The organism is Saccharibacillus sacchari DSM 19268, assembly GCF_000585395.1.
GTDB lineage: Bacteria > Bacillota > Bacilli > Paenibacillales > Paenibacillaceae > Saccharibacillus > Saccharibacillus sacchari.
This window is the reverse complement of sequence record NZ_KK073875.1, coordinates 3,553,371-3,569,417: the sequence shown is the minus strand read 5'-3', so window position 1 is coordinate 3,569,417 and position 16,047 is coordinate 3,553,371. Positions and strand designations below refer to the sequence as shown.

General features: G+C 50.3%; 24 protein-coding genes. 1 reads left to right on the top strand and 23 read right to left on the bottom strand.

Going from position 1 to position 16,047, the window contains the following annotated elements; all coding sequences use genetic code 11:
• Nucleotides 1-12: 12 nt before the first annotated feature.
• The 10 genes from SACSAC_RS15335 to SACSAC_RS15290 form a co-directional block, all read right to left on the bottom strand.
• The gene (locus SACSAC_RS15335; protein WP_037287891.1) at nt 13-972 is read right to left on the bottom strand and encodes an alpha/beta fold hydrolase; all 960 of its coding nucleotides are present in this window, start codon (nt 970-972) and stop codon (nt 13-15) included.
• Nucleotides 973-985: 13 nt separating this feature from the next.
• Nucleotides 986-1,510, bottom strand: a complete 525-nt coding sequence (locus SACSAC_RS15330) for a DNA topology modulation protein (protein WP_037287890.1) — start codon at nt 1,508-1,510, stop codon at nt 986-988.
• A 72-nt stretch (nt 1,511-1,582) separates the two neighbouring features.
• On the bottom strand, nt 1,583-2,074 hold the full coding sequence (locus SACSAC_RS15325; RefSeq protein WP_037287889.1) for a GNAT family N-acetyltransferase: 492 nt from the start codon (nt 2,072-2,074) through the stop codon (nt 1,583-1,585).
• A 26-nt stretch (nt 2,075-2,100) separates the two neighbouring features.
• Nucleotides 2,101-2,415 (bottom strand): hypothetical protein, encoded by a 315-nt coding sequence (locus SACSAC_RS15320; protein WP_156951018.1) that lies wholly within the window; start codon nt 2,413-2,415, stop codon nt 2,101-2,103.
• A gap of 89 nt (nt 2,416-2,504) precedes the next feature.
• Nucleotides 2,505-3,020 carry a GNAT family N-acetyltransferase gene (locus SACSAC_RS15315; RefSeq protein ID WP_051507155.1) on the bottom strand — a complete coding sequence of 172 codons (516 nt, stop codon included), beginning with the start codon at nt 3,018-3,020 and terminating at the stop codon, nt 2,505-2,507.
• Between the two features lie 43 nt (nt 3,021-3,063).
• Nucleotides 3,064-3,540: a YhfM domain-containing protein gene (locus SACSAC_RS15310; RefSeq protein ID WP_037287885.1), complete on the bottom strand. Its 477-nt coding sequence runs from the start codon at nt 3,538-3,540 to the stop codon at nt 3,064-3,066.
• Nucleotides 3,541-3,550: 10 nt separating this feature from the next.
• A complete protein-coding gene (locus tag SACSAC_RS27190) occupies nt 3,551-4,411 on the bottom strand; it encodes a YwqG family protein (protein ID WP_051507154.1) in 861 nt (286 codons plus the stop codon).
• Between the two features lie 4 nt (nt 4,412-4,415).
• Nucleotides 4,416-4,931 carry an AAA family ATPase gene (locus SACSAC_RS15300; protein WP_037287883.1) on the bottom strand — a complete coding sequence of 172 codons (516 nt, stop codon included), beginning with the start codon at nt 4,929-4,931 and terminating at the stop codon, nt 4,416-4,418.
• Nucleotides 4,928-5,329 (bottom strand): hypothetical protein, encoded by a 402-nt coding sequence (locus SACSAC_RS15295; RefSeq protein ID WP_037287881.1) that lies wholly within the window; start codon nt 5,327-5,329, stop codon nt 4,928-4,930. Before SACSAC_RS15295 ends, SACSAC_RS15300 begins: the two co-directional genes overlap by 4 nt.
• A 16-nt stretch (nt 5,330-5,345) precedes the next feature.
• Nucleotides 5,346-5,882 carry an AAA family ATPase gene (locus tag SACSAC_RS15290; protein WP_037287879.1) on the bottom strand — a complete coding sequence of 179 codons (537 nt, stop codon included), beginning with the start codon at nt 5,880-5,882 and terminating at the stop codon, nt 5,346-5,348.
• A 121-nt stretch (nt 5,883-6,003) separates the two neighbouring features.
• Here SACSAC_RS15290 and SACSAC_RS15285 point away from each other — a divergent pair, with 121 nt between their 5' ends.
• Nucleotides 6,004-6,408 carry an SET domain-containing protein gene (locus tag SACSAC_RS15285; protein ID WP_037287876.1) on the top strand — a complete coding sequence of 135 codons (405 nt, stop codon included), beginning with the start codon at nt 6,004-6,006 and terminating at the stop codon, nt 6,406-6,408.
• Nucleotides 6,409-6,494: 86 nt separating this feature from the next.
• On the opposite strand, the gene SACSAC_RS15280 is transcribed toward SACSAC_RS15285, so the two are convergent.
• The 13 genes from SACSAC_RS15280 to SACSAC_RS15220 all read right to left on the bottom strand — a co-directional run bounded on the left by SACSAC_RS15280 (nt 6,495) and on the right by SACSAC_RS15220 (nt 16,023).
• On the bottom strand, nt 6,495-7,115 hold the full coding sequence (locus SACSAC_RS15280; protein WP_037287874.1) for a GyrI-like domain-containing protein: 621 nt from the start codon (nt 7,113-7,115) through the stop codon (nt 6,495-6,497).
• A 130-nt stretch (nt 7,116-7,245) separates the two neighbouring features.
• Entirely contained in the window at nt 7,246-7,740 is a 495-nt protein-coding gene (locus SACSAC_RS15275) for a CHAP domain-containing protein (RefSeq protein WP_037287873.1), read from the bottom strand.
• Entirely contained in the window at nt 7,737-8,174 is a 438-nt protein-coding gene (locus SACSAC_RS15270) for a ParB N-terminal domain-containing protein (protein WP_051507153.1), read from the bottom strand. The genes SACSAC_RS15275 and SACSAC_RS15270 overlap by 4 nt, the downstream gene beginning before the upstream one ends.
• 58 nt (nt 8,175-8,232) lie before the next feature.
• Entirely contained in the window at nt 8,233-8,568 is a 336-nt protein-coding gene (locus tag SACSAC_RS15265) for a low molecular weight protein tyrosine phosphatase family protein (RefSeq protein ID WP_037287870.1), read from the bottom strand.
• Between the two features lie 32 nt (nt 8,569-8,600).
• A complete protein-coding gene (locus tag SACSAC_RS15260; protein ID WP_037287867.1) occupies nt 8,601-9,041 on the bottom strand; it encodes a VOC family protein in 441 nt (146 codons plus the stop codon).
• A gap of 180 nt (nt 9,042-9,221) precedes the next feature.
• Complete coding sequence (locus SACSAC_RS15255) at nt 9,222-9,860, bottom strand: hypothetical protein (protein ID WP_037287865.1); 639 nt, start codon at nt 9,858-9,860, stop codon at nt 9,222-9,224.
• 100 nt (nt 9,861-9,960) lie between these two features.
• Complete coding sequence (locus SACSAC_RS15250; RefSeq protein WP_037287862.1) at nt 9,961-10,743, bottom strand: class I SAM-dependent methyltransferase; 783 nt, start codon at nt 10,741-10,743, stop codon at nt 9,961-9,963.
• Nucleotides 10,744-10,968: 225 nt separating this feature from the next.
• Entirely contained in the window at nt 10,969-11,781 is an 813-nt protein-coding gene (locus SACSAC_RS15245; protein WP_051507152.1) for an ABC transporter ATP-binding protein, read from the bottom strand.
• Nucleotides 11,782-12,702, bottom strand: coding sequence for an ABC transporter transmembrane domain-containing protein (locus SACSAC_RS15240; protein ID WP_037287860.1), 921 nt, complete (start codon nt 12,700-12,702; stop codon nt 11,782-11,784).
• Nucleotides 12,699-14,432, bottom strand: a complete 1,734-nt coding sequence (locus tag SACSAC_RS27185) for an ABC transporter ATP-binding protein (RefSeq protein WP_051507151.1) — start codon at nt 14,430-14,432, stop codon at nt 12,699-12,701. The genes SACSAC_RS15240 and SACSAC_RS27185 overlap by 4 nt, the downstream gene beginning before the upstream one ends.
• A gap of 3 nt (nt 14,433-14,435) precedes the next feature.
• Entirely contained in the window at nt 14,436-14,885 is a 450-nt protein-coding gene (locus SACSAC_RS15230; RefSeq protein WP_037287858.1) for a DUF1569 domain-containing protein, read from the bottom strand.
• A 140-nt stretch (nt 14,886-15,025) separates the two neighbouring features.
• Nucleotides 15,026-15,514 (bottom strand): DUF2691 family protein, encoded by a 489-nt coding sequence (locus SACSAC_RS15225; protein WP_245608648.1) that lies wholly within the window; start codon nt 15,512-15,514, stop codon nt 15,026-15,028.
• Nucleotides 15,487-16,023: a GNAT family N-acetyltransferase gene (locus SACSAC_RS15220; protein ID WP_037287853.1), complete on the bottom strand. Its 537-nt coding sequence runs from the start codon at nt 16,021-16,023 to the stop codon at nt 15,487-15,489. The genes SACSAC_RS15225 and SACSAC_RS15220 overlap by 28 nt, the downstream gene beginning before the upstream one ends.
• Between the last annotated feature and the right edge of the window lie 24 nt (nt 16,024-16,047).

Here is a 16,047-nt window from a genome sequence, read left to right as displayed (position 1 = left end):
GATAGATTCCTCCTATAAGCCAAGCATGAACTGCATCGTTTTATCCTGGAAAAAAGGCAAATGCTCATGTCCGAAGTCGGGATAGATTTCCAGCGACTTGGGAGCCTTGATTTTGTTATAAGCCGCAAACTGCGTCGAAGGCGGGCAGATCGTATCCATTAATCCAACCGCCATCAGCACTTCGGCTTGGATACGCGGGGCCAGATGTTGAATATCGATATAACCCAGACGTTCGAAAATCTCGGCCTCGCGCTCATGCAGGGGATCGAACCGCCGGAAGTAAGTGCGGAGTTCCTCGTAGGCATCTTTGGCCAGATCCATTTCCCAGACCCTTTGATAATCGCTGAGAAACGGGTAAAACGGCGCAGCCCGCTTGATCCTCGGCTCCAAAGCCGCGCAGGCGATCGCCAAAGCTCCGCCTTGCGAACCGCCGATCGCGCCGACGCGGCTCTCATCGATCTCGGGAAGTTCCATCGCGATTCCCGCCAGCTGCGCCGTATCCAAAAAGATATGGCGGAACAGCAAATCGTCCGGCCCCGAGTCGAGACCGCGAATGATATGCCCGTTATGCGTCGTGCCTTTTACGCCTCCGGTATCTTCGGACGATCCGCCTTGTCCCCGGCAGTCCATCGCAAAGATCGCGATGCCGAGCGAGGGATAGCCCAACAATTCGGACCAATCGGCACTCCTTCCCGTGTACCCGTGAAAACTGACGACAGCGGGAAGTGGCCCCTGTACATGCTTCGGACGCACATACTTGGCATGAATGCGCGCTCCGCGCACTCCGGTAAAATATACATCAAAACATTCGGCGCGCGGAACCTGAAACGAAGCGGGCACCAGCTCGACTTGAGCATCGACGGCCTTCATTTCGTTTAGGGAGCGGTTCCAATAGTCGTCGAAATCGACGGGTACCGGGTTGCGTCCCTCATATTGATACAACTGTTCCAGCGGAATATCGATTAACGGCATAATCATTCTCTCCTTATTCTATATGTATTCGCGAACCCTCTGCTTGCAAAAAAGCCCGGACTTGTTTCCTGGAGCCGAGCAGGATCGTCCGTTTGTTTTCTCCGTGCACGCTGATCGCTTCCAAGACTTTCGGGCGAACTTCGGCTCTGTAATTCCATACCCATTTTACGAAATCCGCGTCCAATTTTTCTTCGCAGCCTTCGTTCAGATCAGGTCGGCTTTTGCTTCGATACATGAACCGGCGCTTGACGATGCGATACATGCACAGCAAGCGCGGCATATCCAAAAATATAACGGTATCCGCCGCTTCCAATCGAATATCCAGCGTCCGCGTATAGTTCCCGTCGATAATCCATGCTTGACCGCCGACCGTTTCCCTGAGAAATTCATCCCATTCCCGCTGCGGAGTAGGCGTCCATCCGTCGTGCCAATAATGGCGATCCAGATGGATGACCGGAAGTCCCAAAGACTCGCCGAGCTTGCGGGAGAATACGGATTTCCCGGAACCCGGCGAGCCGATTACAGCAATTTTCCGCACCTTTCCTTCCCTCGCTTTCGATTCGAATTTCTTGCTGCGAATCCCGGTAAGCCTTCTGCAAGCAATTAGGAATCAGGTCCGCCGATATTGGATCAAGCGATCGTGCTGCCCGCAATACCACTCATGACCTGCACGGCCGATTTCTGCGAATCCGACCTTTTCCAGCATGCTTCGACAGCGGGTATTGGATTCATGCGTTTCGGCAGCGAAGCTTTTTATTCCTAGCTTCATTTTCCCATACTCTATGATTGCCAATGCAGCTTGTCGACCGATTCCTCGTCCCCACACTTTACGTTCGCCGATGGCAATTCCGAGTTCAGCTTGGTCATCATGAATCTCGGCCAAATCGGCATATCCGACCAAAGTTCCTTCGTGCTCGATTCCCAAGCGGATAAAAGAAGGCTTGTCCATGTCTACGCAGTAGGACCACCATTGCTTCAGTTCTTCCGGATCGCGATTTTTCTCCCACCCGTTCGCTTCGCAGAAGATCGGGTCCCGGCTCCAGCTCAAGACGATATCGCAGTCCTCACTACGCAACCTGCGCAGTCGAATATCTAGATCCATCGAATCTTTTCCTTTCTGCCTCTTCCTTATCTGCCGAATACGTCCCTTAAACGATTCGCATCTTCTGTAGAAATCTCGTATCCTGTCGACGTGTCCGGCCACTTGACCAATAAAGCAGAATTCTCCCGATCCGATCCCAAGTTCAAATAATAACTCTCCGTCTTTTCTTGGGTCGACAGTCTCAAAATGGATTCAACCGCATAATTCAGCATGCCCGGCATTTGTTCGGCGTTGGAGATCGCGGTTTCGACAACGGCGATCACATCGGGATCTTGAGACTCCATGTTTGCGCAAGGCGTCTCGCCTATGGTCATTTTACACGTTAATTTAATCCGATTCACGGAAGCCGTTTCCTCGGAAGAATCGTTCGTACAAGCAGTAAAGGACAAGGCCAGAACAACTAAGACAAGGACCGAAATCCTTTTTCGCATCATTTGTCCTCCCGAAGCATCTGGATAAAGGAAACATTCTCGATCCCGACCATGCTCACGAACGCGGCATCTTCCCGAAATCCCGCGCGACGATAGACTTGAATGGCCCGTTCGTTGAACGCGGCGACCGCCAATCGAAATTTTTTCACGCCGAATTGTTCGGATAAGACGTTTATCCCATGCCGTAAGAAGGCTTCGCCCATTCCTTTGCCGGTCAGATCCGGACGCAGTCCAAGCCCGATGTCGAGATACCCCCGCACATCGTAAAGCCCTGCAAGCCTTGCTCCCGGAACCTGCGCGGCTTCGCCCGAACACAAAAATCCGACCAATTCGCCTTCGGCGTCATAAGCCCCCAAATAATTTTCGCTGATCAGATCCTGCAAATCCTCAGGGTCCCCGCTGAAACTGTACATCGAATACGGAGGCGCATAGGACCAATGATTGATCCTTTTCGCATCCGGCAGCGTTAGCGGTCGCAGTTCCCATCCTATTTGTACCTCTTTCCTATCCGTCACGTTTACCGCCCCTCTTTATTCTTCATTTCCTTAAAGTATCCCTCTACTTATTCGCTGCCTCCGGTTTGCCCAACAAATCCCGAAGCTTATTCGAATTTTCAACCGATATCGAGTAACCCGTCGATGTATCCGGCATTTTCACCAACAATCCCCGCATTTCGCGCATCGCACCTAATGACAGATGATAGGACTTCGTCTCTCCATCCTTCGACCATTCCATTTCGTATTCCGCCGAGTAATTCATGTTGCCCTGCTCCTGCTGCGCATTCGTAATCGCTTGTTCGAACGCTTCGACAGCTTCGCGCTCCGTAAATTCAAAATCTTCGCAAGGCAGATCGTCCAGTTCCATCACGCAATGTAACGTTACGACTGCGTTCGGCGATTCTTCGATTGTCGATGTTGATTTGGGAGTACAACCTGCCAATATCAAGACAAAGATCAGAACGTAAACAGGCGCTTTTCGCACAGTCACCATTCCCTTCAAGCGAATCGAACATCGGCCATTTTGGCTCAGAGGCATGCGGAGCCCCTTATCCGCACTGCAAAATAACCCACATTTTCTCAAAATCCCTTTTTCGCAAATCTTCTTCATGAATCCAGAAATAGATGAAACCGAAATTTCCCCAGATCATCTCGGTTTCATCTTCGGAATCGATCTGAAGCAGCAGCACCCACCCTGCCGCACCCGGCTCCAACTCTGCGCGCCTCGGATCTTGATAGCCGGATGGATCGCCGCAGTCGATGCCGTGCGCCACCAGTTGGCATTTCAACTGCATTTCGCCTTGCACCTGATCGGGATTGCCCAGAAATCGATGAACCGGATATGCGGGGGCATTATGTTCGGCAACCTGCTCAGTCAGCGCAATATACCGTTCGGTCTCGTTTTCGGCAAATCCCAGTTGCCGGAACACCAGCGCGTTCCAGTCGGGAAGCGTCGTTTGCACCGAAAAATCAACCGCCGACGCATCGAACTCCACGACTGGCTTCAGTCCGTCGGGAACAAGTCGGCGTTCTAGCCTATCCGCTTCCGCATGGTACAATACCCGCCATTGCCCCGCTTCTTCGGGATTATAACCCCAGGGTTGGTCGGCTGCGTTATAGAAAAAGCTCAGCAATCCTTTTTCCGGCAAGCCTTCCGGCTTCCAAGGAACCTCTTCCAATCGAACTTGCGCGATAAAGCTTAACGGCTCGCCTTGATGGGTCGGCCACTGCTCTTCGCGCGGAAGATCGGGTCGGCCGCCGATGCGGGAGCACCCTATCGGAACACTAGCAGCATCGACCGGAGACGCAATCATGCGGTTCGAAAGCAATGCGGCTTTTCGAATCCGATCGGCTATTCGTTCCAGGCCGCTTTCTTCAATCATTTTCAGTACGTCAGCATCTTTTTGCATGAGCTTATACGCCTCCGTTTGGATACCGTTCAATCTCGCGCCTCGTCCTCAACGTCACGACCTTACGCGCATACCGCGCAAGCTTGGCTTCGAATTGCGGGCGGTTCTTTTCAAAATCCGCGGTCCACCGGAACATCGCCTTCAACATACTCAGATCCGGCTTATAGTGCGCGGGCTCCATTCCCAGTTTCTGCTTCGCAAAGCGCCTGACAATCCGCAATTTCCGTTTCCATAACGGAGGATCGAGAAAAATAACGGTATCCGCCATCTCGTACAGCGCCGCATAGGAAGACCGGTCGACCCCTTCCATAATCCAGGGACCTTCCCGGTCGATTTGACGGATCAATTCCATTTGTTCTTCCTGCGTGCGCTTATGGCTTCCTTCCTCGCTGCGTCGATGTACGATATTGTCTAGTTCCTGCCAGGGAATTCCGAGCTGCTCGGATAACCGCCTGGCGAGTGTTGTTTTTCCGCTTGCGACAATGCCGATGATGAGAATTTTGTCTCGGCTGGTTTTCACTCGAAACTCCTTGACGTCTTGTTGTCCGAGTCATAGTTAGGGTATTCGTCATGCACAGCCGGGCCGGAAAAGAACGAAATATCGTCTTCGATCAATGAAATGCCCGAGACGCGCTCTCCTGAACTTTCAAGCTGGAGATCATAGGTGTAAATTTCCTCCTCCACTTCGTCCAGCAGAGAGATAACGACGTTTTTTACCAGTTCATCGTATTCTTGAATCAACCAGATCAGACGCGGGGGCATATTGATTTTCACGATTTTCCCATAAAAATAGTGGTCGACCTGCTGAGAGCGTTTGAGATGTCCAATCTCGGCAACGCGTTGATTCAGCTTTCGGCAAAAGATATAGTCGCGAACGCCTTTTTCGATGGGCAGATCATCTTTTTTCTTATCAGTCATGGTAATTCTCCCTTTCCTAACTTCCTACTTTTGGGTTCAGCTGTAGTTTGCACTCCGCCGCGATTCGCTCAACGATCTGTTCTGTCGTCAGATCGTCGGTATACATATGCTGACCGAAGCGTTCTGCCGATAGCGCGGCAAGACAGCGGTCGATCTGCCCGGCAGACCATGAATTCGCGTCTTCGCCTCTGCTGGTTAAACGTTGCAACAACGTCTTCCGTTCGGCCATCAGCGTAAAATGCCGAACTTCTACTCCCTGCGAGCGAAGCTGCCCTACTAGTTCTTCAAAATAATCCGGGTTGACGAGAGTCATCGGAACGATGATCGTACCGGAATATTGGCGCGCCAGATCTCCGAGTACCGACACATTCATTTCTCGCCAGATCTGATGGTCCTGAAAGTCGGATTCAAGCAGGCTAGCGGGAAAAACAGATCGAATAAAATAACCTACATTCTCCGGGTCATACAAAAACGAGTCCGAAACGCGTCGTTGCAATTCCTCTGCCGTTGTCGTCTTTCCCGCGCCGAATGCGCCGTTAATCCATATTATCATCTGAAATACTTCTCTCCTTCTCTATCAATCTTCCTTGCCGTTCCGTTAGGATTGGGCTACAATTATCGTTATGCCCGCATGGGCGATCTCTCTATAATCCAGGAAATGCGAAGGTGAAACCATGATCGAAGTTAAACATTCCCCGCTCAGCGGCGGCGAATTTACAAGAGGCGTATTCGCGACTCGCGATATCGCAAAAGGCGAGCTGATCCACGAAGCTCCTGTTGTCGCTTACGAGAACGAGGAACACGAACATATCGAGAAAACGATTTTGGAAGATTACGTTTTCGAATACGGCGCGAACCACACGGCGATCCTGCTCGGTTACGGAAGCCTGATCAACCATTCCTACACGCCCAATGCGACTTACGAAATTAGTTTTGAAAAGCACACGTTTGATTTCTATGCCTACACCGACATCAAGGCCGGTGACGAAATCCTGATCAACTACAACGGCGAAGAAGACAATATGGACCCGCTTTGGTTTATGGAAGATCAAGAAGCTCCGAGTGAAGAGAACAAGTAAATCAGACACAGTCCTACTGATAAGTAAGGGCTGAAAAGGCCGGACGACAGAGCAAAAGCTTTGCCAGACCGGCTTTTTTTATCTACCTACTTCTCCACCCCGAACCGCAGCACCGTTTTGCGTTTCTCCGGTACGGTTTTTCGCGGGTCGGAGATGTAAATTTCGCGATGCAGCTTGCTTTTGCGTATCCAGCCGTTTTCCGCACAAAACTCTTCCATACGCGCAAAGCTCGCCGGTTCGTCGTCATAGCTGCCAACGTGCATCATCTGACAGCTCATTCCGTCCTCCACATGTTCAAATCTGACCTCGTCCAACAGCGGATTCGATTTTTTCTTTTTCGTTTGCGCTAAAAATCGTTCAAAACCTTCTTCGGTCAAAAAGTCCGGTTGGCGAATCATAAGTTTGTATTTGAGGTTGCTTTTATCCGTGGAAGGCTTCGAATAATCGACCAAATCCCAGATTCCTTCTAACGGGAAAACCGTATATTCGTAATAACCTTCCGGTACATCGTCGCTTTTATAGGACATTTTTACGGCATAGCTCAGGCTGTATAACGCTTCCGTCGCCTGTGCAAAACCTGCTTCATTAGGATCTCCGCTTCCTTCAATCGTGAAAAAAGGAATAATAGGGACCTCTAACACTTCCGGGGACGCTTTAGGCAGGTATAACGATTTGTAGTCCTTTTTATAATCAACCTTTCGGCTCATGCTCTACGCCTCCTTATACTCGTAATAGCTTGACCAAGTTAAATGTAAAGTTACGTCCGTCTGAGATTTCGTACCTAAACCGTGTACGAAGTCTCGGGCGAACGTAAACCTCTGATTAAGGTTGGTCAAGCTAGTAGGTATTCGCGATATGTATAAATCCGTTTAATGCGACGCCTGTCCGATCAAAAATCCCCGACCGATTATGATAATTGCCTTCTGCCGTGATCAACTGTCCGTTTTCCGCACGCGCTACGATACCGATATGATCGTTTGGACCTTTGCCCAACAGATTATCGAAAATGATCAAATCGCCGCGCTCAGGTGTAAACAGAGGATCATCCGCTCGATAATAGAACCCGTTGAGCTTGCCCCATTCCATCCAAGCTTCGACCCAGGCAAAATTCCGCGTGACGGGCGCCGGATGTCGAACCGGTAACGCCAAACCCGCTTCCAAGCAGCAGTGATACACGAAAGCCGCACACCAATCAAAGCCGATATCGGGATTTTCTCTCGGGAAATCACGCAGGATCGGCACCAGATCGGGACCGTACTTCTGCTCATTGCCTACTAACGGCCTTGCTGCCAGTTCTTCCGCGATGCTCGCAATTCGTTCGCGCCTGCTCATTCCTCGACGTCTCCGATCCGAATATGTTCGACGCCCGCATCGTCCCAGATCAATACGGGGCAGCTTTTGCGGTCCAGCTTTTCCAAAGCGCCCATCCGGTGATTACCGTCGCGCACGCTCAGCACGCCGCCTTGATTCTCAATGATCAGCGGCGGCATGTCCCAGCCCTGTTGCAGCCGCAGCGCGATTGCTTCGATCCGGCGATTCCAATTTTCTTCCGATTCGACATATTCATTGTGCGGTTCGGGTCCTACGATTCGCTTCAGGCTGGTCAATTTCACTTCCAGAGGTCCCAACCAGTATCTTTTTCTTAGCTTCAGTCTGTCGGATAACGGGACATTATTGCCTTCGTTTTGCAGATAGTCATGGATCCAGGCTTCGATGTTTCCTTGTTCGGCATACTCTTGTGCTTTTAAATTAGTGAATTCGTTCATGGTTTACCTCGTCCTTATATGATGGTCATCGTCTGGTACAACTAGGGCATGTACCTTTTCAAAAGTCTTCCGGAAGTTCAACATATTCAGATACCCGCGACTTCAATATTTCGATCAGGTCTTCGTCCATATAACCGTAGTCGTCCGGGATGTCGAGGCAGATCAGAGATTTTCCTTGCAGTTCCGTTGCGAACTTTTCGCGCAGACGCCGAACATGCTTTTTTTCCATGACAAAAATCTGATCGGCCCAGCCCACATGGCCTTCCGTTACTTTGATTCGCGCACCGTTTTCCGTTCCGGCCGATCGCACGTCGTAATCCGGCAGCGGCTCGAAGATTTTTTCCGCGGTCAGGCTTCTCCATTTATTGCGACTGCATACGAATAACAGCTTCATTGGGCTCACCTCGATCGGGATCATGGTCCTTGTTAAAAAGAAGTCATCGCTCCGTACTCGTTAAACACGGCCGTCGGATTCCAAGCCACTTCCCACAGATTGTTTTCCGGGTCCATGAAATGTCCAATGCGCCCTCCCCAAACAGCGTCTTTCGGTCCATTGAGGATTCGGCCGCCTTTTTCCTCTGCTTCGCCGATAATGGCATCGACCTGTTCGGGCGTATCAACGTTGAGCGACAGCGTAATTCCTTTGAAAACAGGCAGTTCGGTTGAGATTGCAACCGTCTCCAATCCTGCTTCTTGCAGCGCTTCTTCGATAGGAAAAATGGACAGCAGCACGCCTGCGGTCTTGAATACGGCGTACTGATCCGAGCTGACATCCGTCTCCGGCCAACCTAAACTTTGATAAAAGGCTCGCAGCTTCGGAACGCTATTGGCCGCGACCGTAACCAACGTGATTTTTGCAGGGATCATGTTCGGCTCCTTCTTTCTGTTTTAGAATGCACACTCATCTTCGCTTCCTATGAATTACCCGTATTCCTATGCTATTAGCTTGACCAACCTTAATCAGAGGTTTACGGTCGCCTGAAACGTACGCGCTTTAGGTGCGATTCAGACGGGCGTAACCCTACATTTAACTTGGTCAAGTCACTATTATACTTGCAACAGCAGCCGCTTCAGTCGTTCGCTCACCGCTCCGGCTAGTTCTGGACTGTTAGCGATTAACCAAAGGTACAGCGGCCCGTCGATAAAGCCTTCAAGCTCAGTCGCACAACGGTGAACACTCTGCAACAATTCCCCATAGGAATAAACGATCGGCGGTTCCTCAGAGACTTCGATCTTCACCGATTCCGAATCGGGAAATTGAGCGGAAACATTATCCGGCCAGACATACGCCTGCTCGCCTTCGTAGGTAATCGTCGGCCATGGATCATGCCCCAGCCACGGGCTTTGCCGATTGATCACATCTTCGATAATCTCCGGTATTTGTTCGACCCCGGCGCAGCAGCTGGGCAGGATGCGGCGGTTTTCATTTTCGCAAAAAACAATGCCGCCGCTAAGCGCGATTCCGTTTTCTTCGTCAAGTTCCATAAACTCTTGCAGCATCTGTTGAGGTGTCGCGCGCAGTTCAAGTTGGCTGGCACCTAGAAGCGTATATAGGAATAGCTCAACTTCACGTTCGCCCGCAAGCGGTGAAAGCGGCATGTATTCCTCGACTTCCGTCATACTTTTTATCCATACCGGGCGCTCGTGATAAGGTTCAACGTGTAAAACCGTATAAGCATAGGGCATATCGCAACCTCCTAGCCTGTTGATTAGGCTTACGTGTAAAAAACCCGCACTTTTGTGCAGGTTTTTTAATCCTTTATCCAAACTTCCAAATCAGCATCTCTTACTTTTTAACTGCTACGATCCGCAGGCGACGATAATCCGCTACCCATTCGCCGTTGCGATACAAAGTCGGTCTCAGCGCAGACGCGCAGTTTTCCACGATTTTTTGCTGCATCTCCGGCTCGGTTCCTTTCAACAGCGGTCCCGCGAAAGCTTGCAGCCAGTTGTTCAGACCGTTCTCTCCGCTGCCGAGCGGGGTAGGACGATCGTACAATTCGGCGTAACGAACTTCGAAGCCGCCTTGCTCCAACAGCGGCGTGTACTGTCCGACCGACGGGAAGTACCAAGGGAAACGAGACTGCCAATCGATGCCGCGTGCCGCCAGTTCTCTAGTCAGGGCATTGACGATCGCGCAGACATTCCCGCTGCCGCCGAATTCGGCCACGAACCGTCCGCCGGGACGCAGTGCGTGACCGACCGAACGGATAACGCCTTCCGGATGCTTCATCCAATGCAGCGCCGCGTTGGAAAATACGGCATCGTACTCTTCTTCGCCGTCTTGCAACCGGAATTCCTCCGCGTTCGCGACTCGAAAAGATCCTTCGGGATATTTTTCCTGTGCAGCTTCGATCATTTCCGGCGAATAGTCCATTCCCGTGCAAAAAACGCCCCGCTTGCGAATCTGCTCCGCCAGATCGCCCGTGCCGCAGCCCAAGTCGATGATCCGTTCTCCGGCTTGCGGATTCAACAGCTCGATCAGACCTGTCCCCAGCTTCGATACATAGCCGATCTGTGCGTCGTAATGCTTGGCATCCCACTTTTGTCCGATACTCTCTTTTCCCATATTGCCACGACCTCTCTGCGAATTTGTTTCTCATTATCCGCTTCATCGCTAATAGCTTGACCAAGTTAAATGTAAGGTTACGCCCGACTGAAACGCACCTAAAGCGTGTGCGTTTCAGCCGAACGTAAACCTATGATTAAGTTTGGTCAAACTACTAGGAATAGGAAATAGGTTTTGCCAATCAACTTATAGTTTGTGCAGCAGGAGTCCTCATAAGGTCTCTTTTCAACTACTGAGCATCAACCGATATTGATTGCCGAATAATAGGTCGTAATGTTCGCTGGCACTACGCAAATTTTCGTGTGTGCCGTAAGCGACTACCGCGCCGTCTTGCAGCACGAGCACCTTGTCGCAATCCAGAATGGTAGATAGCCGATGGGCGATCGAGATCAGTGTTTTGCCTTCTGCAAGGCTGCGAAGTTCCTGAATAATACCGTTCTCGTTCTCGCTGTCCAGCGCGCTGGTGCTTTCGTCGAAGATAATGATATCCCGATCTTGCAAAAAAGCCCGGGCAATCGATAAACGCTGCTTCTGACCGCCCGAGAGACGTACGCCTTTTTCGCCGATAATCGTGTCCCACTTCTCGGGCAATGTCTCGATGAATCCATCAATGCTCGCTCTTCGGCAGCACTCGGTCAGCTCTGCATCAGTTGCTCCGTCCTTCGCCAACAGCAGGTTCTCCCGAATGCTTAGGTTAAAAAGCACCGGCTCCTGCACCACGATGCTCACCTGATCCGCCAGACTCTCGCTGCTCACTGTCGCCACGTCCGCATCGCCGATCCATACGCTGCCTGCTTGCGGAACAATCTGTCCGGTCAACAGCTTGGCGATCGTCGATTTGCCGCTGCCGCTTTTGCCCACGATTGCCAAGTGTTCGCCTTTCCCCACGGAAAAAGAAATCCCGTCCAGCGCAAGCGGTCCATTTTCCTCATAAGCGAATCGAACGCCATCCGCTTGCACATCCGTGCCTTTGATTGTTCGACGCGTTTTCTGCCGGACTTCCGTATTCAGAATTTCGATTACTTTTCCTATACTCACCTAATCATTTCTGAAGTTCATGACCGAATTGCCAATCCCTTCGATGAACCCGAAAAACTGACCGTAATAGCTGACAAAAATCAACAGCACGCCGACTTCCGCATAGCCCTGAATGACGAACAAGCCACCAATAAAATAAACGAACAATTGCGTAATAAAGTTTTTGGTGAAAAAGGAGTACGTAATTCCCAGATGCAAATAGAGTTGATTCATGAACCAAAAGCGGCGGATTTTTTTGTAGTGATCGTTCAGCTCGTCCAACCGATCCGCTTCCAGGTTGTTGGTTTTGACATCTTTCCAGTTTTGAAAATTCGTATGCAGAAAACTCTCGTACCCCGTCTGAAGCCGCCATAGCTCCTCGCCGTACTTCTGCGTTTTTCGTCCTAGAGCATTGACGGTAATTAACGAGATCGGGACGAACACAAAGCTGATCAACGCGATTCGCCAATCGTAGACAAGCAGAATCCCCACCAGAGCGATTGCATACACCACAGAATAGCCAAACTCCAGCAGATGCGTGGCAAAAAAGTTCCCGGCCGCTTCAGTATCGCTCTCGACTCGGCTTTTGACGTCTCCGATGCCGTATTTGCGATACGTATCCCGATCGAGCGCGGCGTATCGCGTCAACAGCTTGCGTTTCACTTTGACGTCAAATGTGAAATGTAGACGGTTAGAGAAACTTTTGCCGATTATGATTCCAACGGTCGCCAACAGGAACACTCCCGCATATCCGGCAACAATCCACCCCAGTTCACTGAGATCCCCGCCTACTAATACATGATCCACAAGCCGTGCATACAAGATCAGGGGAACCAGTCCGCAAATCAGATTCCATCCTTTTAAAAGTCCGAGTACGATCAGCGGTTTACGAACGCCTCCAATCTCCCGCGTCAATGCCCGGTACGTCTCCCATCGCTTCATACGGCCTCCTCCCCCATGCACTGTTCGCGGAACAATTCTGCATAGACGCGGTTATTTTCGATTAACGCTTCATGCGTATCGAAGCCTACCACGGCGCCGTCTGCCAGCACCGCGATCTTGTCGCAGCTTTGAATCGTGGAAAAACGGTGCGCGATGACGATCAGCGTTCGAGGCTTGGATTTGTCGCTTAACATGTCCCGGATCAGGGCTTCGTTGCGGCTATCCAAAAATGAAGTCGCTTCGTCGAAAATCAGAATTTTGGGATCTTTGACCAGAATTCTTGCGATCGCTAACCGCTGCTTCTGACCGCCCGACCATTCTTGTCCGCCGACTCCCAGCCGCGTATCCAGTCCGTTCGGCAGCGTCTTGAACACTTCGTATAACTCGGCCTTTTTCAAGACCTCGATTAAGGATTCGTCTCGATCGCGATCATGGGAAAAGGTCAAATTATAACGCAGCGTGTCGTCGTACAAAATCGTCTCCTGATGCACAATGCCGACCTGACTGCGCAAACTATGTAAGTTGTAGCGTTCGATGTTCGTTCCGTCGATCAACAATTCACCGCTGTCTACGGAATATAGGTTGTAGAGCAGATTTGCGATCGTCGTTTTGCCCGCGCCGCTTCGACCCACCAGCCCAACCGTCGTGCCTCCTTCAAGCCGAAGATTAAACAGATGCAAAACAGGAGGCGCGTCGGCATAGCCGAACGTTACATTTTTGAATTCGATATGCCCGTCCTGTATGGTCACGGGTGCTAGTTGTTCCCGGTAATCCTCTTCTTCCCCGTTCAAAATGTTTACCACGCGCTGGAGCGACACGGTCTGGCGTCCGGCTTCGACAATCTTTCCATTGATCGAGGCAAAGTAGGTAACGGCCATATTGAAGTAACTGATTGCCGCCACAAATACGCCGAGCTGCATCTGCCCACGCACGATAAAGATTGCGCAGATGACGAAAATCAACAGTTGGGCAATCAGGGAAATGAAGGCGTTGACCCGTTCGGTCGCGACATCCACCTTTCCGCTGTTAACGTTCATTTGATTGATGGCAGTCGTTTTCCTCAAGTAGAACCGGGAAGCTCTTTTAGCCGCATTCAGAAGCTTGATCTCTTGCAGATTCTTCACGATTTCGAACAAATAGGACGAAAGTTGACCTTGTTCCCTGGAAACCTCGGCATTGATTCGTTCGGATCTCCGCTTGAACGCTCTGGAGGTGTAGAAGACAAGCGGAACCAAAACGAGCGTCAGCGCCCCAAGCAGCACATTGTAATAGAACATAAAACCAACCGCGAAAACGATATGTAAAAGGTTCGAATACCCCCAAAGCCCGCTCCAAAATACCAGATTCATGATATCCGAGGTATCGAGATTCATTCGACTGATCAGATCCCCGCTGTACATCCCCGATAGGTCTTTGCCTTTTTTACGCAGGATCTTTTTAAACAATGTCCGTCGAATATCGAAAACGAACCCGGTCATCAGATGCGAAGAAATCAGATTGTTGAGCGTGGCGACGATAAATTGGTTAAAAAACAACATGCCCGCGTAGATCAGACATAATCGCAAAAAAGCGGACGGATCTTTTTCATAAAAAGCGATATTGACGATCTGCCCGTTCAAAAACGGATAAATCAAATTAATAAGAGTCATCAGCGTCGTGACGATAAACCCGCACGCGAAAACGCGCTTATGCATCCGCATAAAGTGAATGACCCATTGGCGGTTGCTCATAACTTACACTCCGAACTGATTAAGATGATGATCCAGATGTTTGTAGATGCCTTTCCCCCACTCTTCTGCGCTTAGTTTGCCAAAGAAAGGATGAGGGCGAAGCGGCTGCTTGTCAGGGCCGATGCTTTGCAACTTTTTGAGTTTTTGCTTCAGGATTGCTTGTTCTGCGTCGAAGGCTTGTGGATCTGTAATAATGAGCGTCGGAATCGTGGACATGTCTCGCGGAAGCGGTTTGTCGTTGTAAAAAACAGGTTTGGCTAAGCGACCGACCACTATGCCTAACCAGCTTCTCGCGCTAACGGAGTCGCCGGTGGCGATATCTTGAAAAGCCGAGCAATGCGCCAGCATTTGCGCGACGTTCATTTTGCCCCATGAAGGCTCGGCATCCGGTTGCAGTTGATCGATTCGGGCGAGAATTTCCTCGGTCGGCGCGGGGTCGAAGATGTTTTTCATCGGAATCACTCCTTGATGTGGGAGATTGGAAATCCTGTTCGTGTGTGGAAAAGGTGGGCGCTGCGGGTTCAAAGGCGTCTTGAACTGAATTTCTCCCTCCGCTGGGCTTTTCTTTTTAGGAAAGGATTTTGGGTGTTGGGTTAATAGACTGTTAGCTTCGTTCTGAAATCGTTTTCGTCGGTGATGTAGCGGATATTGCTGTAGTTTAGGGCTTGGGCGCGGGTATGTATTTTGTGTGCTATTTTTGCATCTTTGCAATAGATCGCGACGTAACTGCTATCGATGACCAGTAGGGACAATTCGCATTCGCTGGTCAGGAAGTCGGAATAGGTGTTGATTTCGATAGGGTCATCGGTTTTTGGGAAAGCTTTTAGGTCTTGGAAAATGAGATAGTATTTTTCGTTTTCGATGATGTTTTTCAGTACTTCGCCGTTCATGCATTCGACTGGTTTAAGGAACATAGGTTCAAACTCGCCGTTTACGATTCGATATGATTCTTCCGCTCCGATACGCCAATTGTATGCTGCGACTGGAAAAGGTTTTAGCAATTTGCCTAGAAAACTGCCGTATTCGTTCGGGATCTCTACGCTCACGCCTCGGATCATTCGGCTTTGCTCATCCTTTTCCATTCCTCTTCCAATATACTCATTTCGATCAGATTCCAAAAGATGTCTTTGTACCTTCTTGCATCCCGAATGAGTCCTTCTTGAACAAATCCTGACTTTTCATAGCAGCGGATAGCCGAATGATTGAAATCGAATACGCCTAGGCTGATGCGATGCAGATGATAGTCGTCGAATCCGATACGCAGCGCTTCCCGGATCATTTGTTCGCCGTAGCCTTTGCCTTGATGGTTTGTACCGAGCAATACTTTTCCAATTCGCCCCGAACGGTTGTCCCGATCCAGGCTTAGGCACAGATGGCCTACGGTTTCGTTGATTGACTCGTCGACGACTTTGTAAATGAGCCGATCGGAGGAATCTTTGTTGTTAGCTCCTTGCATGTAGCTTTCCAATTGATCGATAGATAGCGGATATCGGAATTGGGGACCTGCCCATTGGAGCAAAAAGGCTGCATCGCCGCTCCATTGAATGAGTTGGTCGAAGTCGGTCGGGGTGAAGGTTTGTAAACGTAGCATAGGAACCGTCCTTTCGATGTATGG

Coding starts and splice junctions, on each gene's coding strand:
- SACSAC_RS15220 (WP_037287853.1), bottom strand. CDS start 16,023: ATGCTACGTTTACAAACCTTCACCCCGACCGACTTCGACCAACTCATT.
- SACSAC_RS27190 (WP_051507154.1), bottom strand. CDS start 4,411: ATGCAAAAAGATGCTGACGTACTGAAAATGATTGAAGAAAGCGGCCTG.
- SACSAC_RS15285 (WP_037287876.1), top strand. CDS start 6,004: ATGATCGAAGTTAAACATTCCCCGCTCAGCGGCGGCGAATTTACAAGA.
- SACSAC_RS27185 (WP_051507151.1), bottom strand. CDS start 14,432: ATGAGCAACCGCCAATGGGTCATTCACTTTATGCGGATGCATAAGCGC.
- SACSAC_RS15240 (WP_037287860.1), bottom strand. CDS start 12,702: ATGAAGCGATGGGAGACGTACCGGGCATTGACGCGGGAGATTGGAGGC.
- SACSAC_RS15270 (WP_051507153.1), bottom strand. CDS start 8,174: ATGAACGAATTCACTAATTTAAAAGCACAAGAGTATGCCGAACAAGGA.
- SACSAC_RS15265 (WP_037287870.1), bottom strand. CDS start 8,568: ATGAAGCTGTTATTCGTATGCAGTCGCAATAAATGGAGAAGCCTGACC.
- SACSAC_RS15335 (WP_037287891.1), bottom strand. CDS start 972: ATGCCGTTAATCGATATTCCGCTGGAACAGTTGTATCAATATGAGGGA.
- SACSAC_RS15290 (WP_037287879.1), bottom strand. CDS start 5,882: ATGATAATATGGATTAACGGCGCATTCGGCGCGGGAAAGACGACAACG.
- SACSAC_RS15295 (WP_037287881.1), bottom strand. CDS start 5,329: ATGACTGATAAGAAAAAAGATGATCTGCCCATCGAAAAAGGCGTTCGC.
- SACSAC_RS15275 (WP_037287873.1), bottom strand. CDS start 7,740: ATGAGCAGGCGCGAACGAATTGCGAGCATCGCGGAAGAACTGGCAGCA.
- SACSAC_RS15325 (WP_037287889.1), bottom strand. CDS start 2,074: ATGGATCTAGATATTCGACTGCGCAGGTTGCGTAGTGAGGACTGCGAT.
- SACSAC_RS15310 (WP_037287885.1), bottom strand. CDS start 3,540: ATGCCTCTGAGCCAAAATGGCCGATGTTCGATTCGCTTGAAGGGAATG.
- SACSAC_RS15250 (WP_037287862.1), bottom strand. CDS start 10,743: ATGGGAAAAGAGAGTATCGGACAAAAGTGGGATGCCAAGCATTACGAC.
- SACSAC_RS15225 (WP_245608648.1), bottom strand. CDS start 15,514: ATGGAAAAGGATGAGCAAAGCCGAATGATCCGAGGCGTGAGCGTAGAG.
- SACSAC_RS15255 (WP_037287865.1), bottom strand. CDS start 9,860: ATGCCCTATGCTTATACGGTTTTACACGTTGAACCTTATCACGAGCGC.
- SACSAC_RS15230 (WP_037287858.1), bottom strand. CDS start 14,885: ATGAAAAACATCTTCGACCCCGCGCCGACCGAGGAAATTCTCGCCCGA.
- SACSAC_RS15280 (WP_037287874.1), bottom strand. CDS start 7,115: ATGAGCCGAAAGGTTGATTATAAAAAGGACTACAAATCGTTATACCTG.
- SACSAC_RS15260 (WP_037287867.1), bottom strand. CDS start 9,041: ATGATCCCTGCAAAAATCACGTTGGTTACGGTCGCGGCCAATAGCGTT.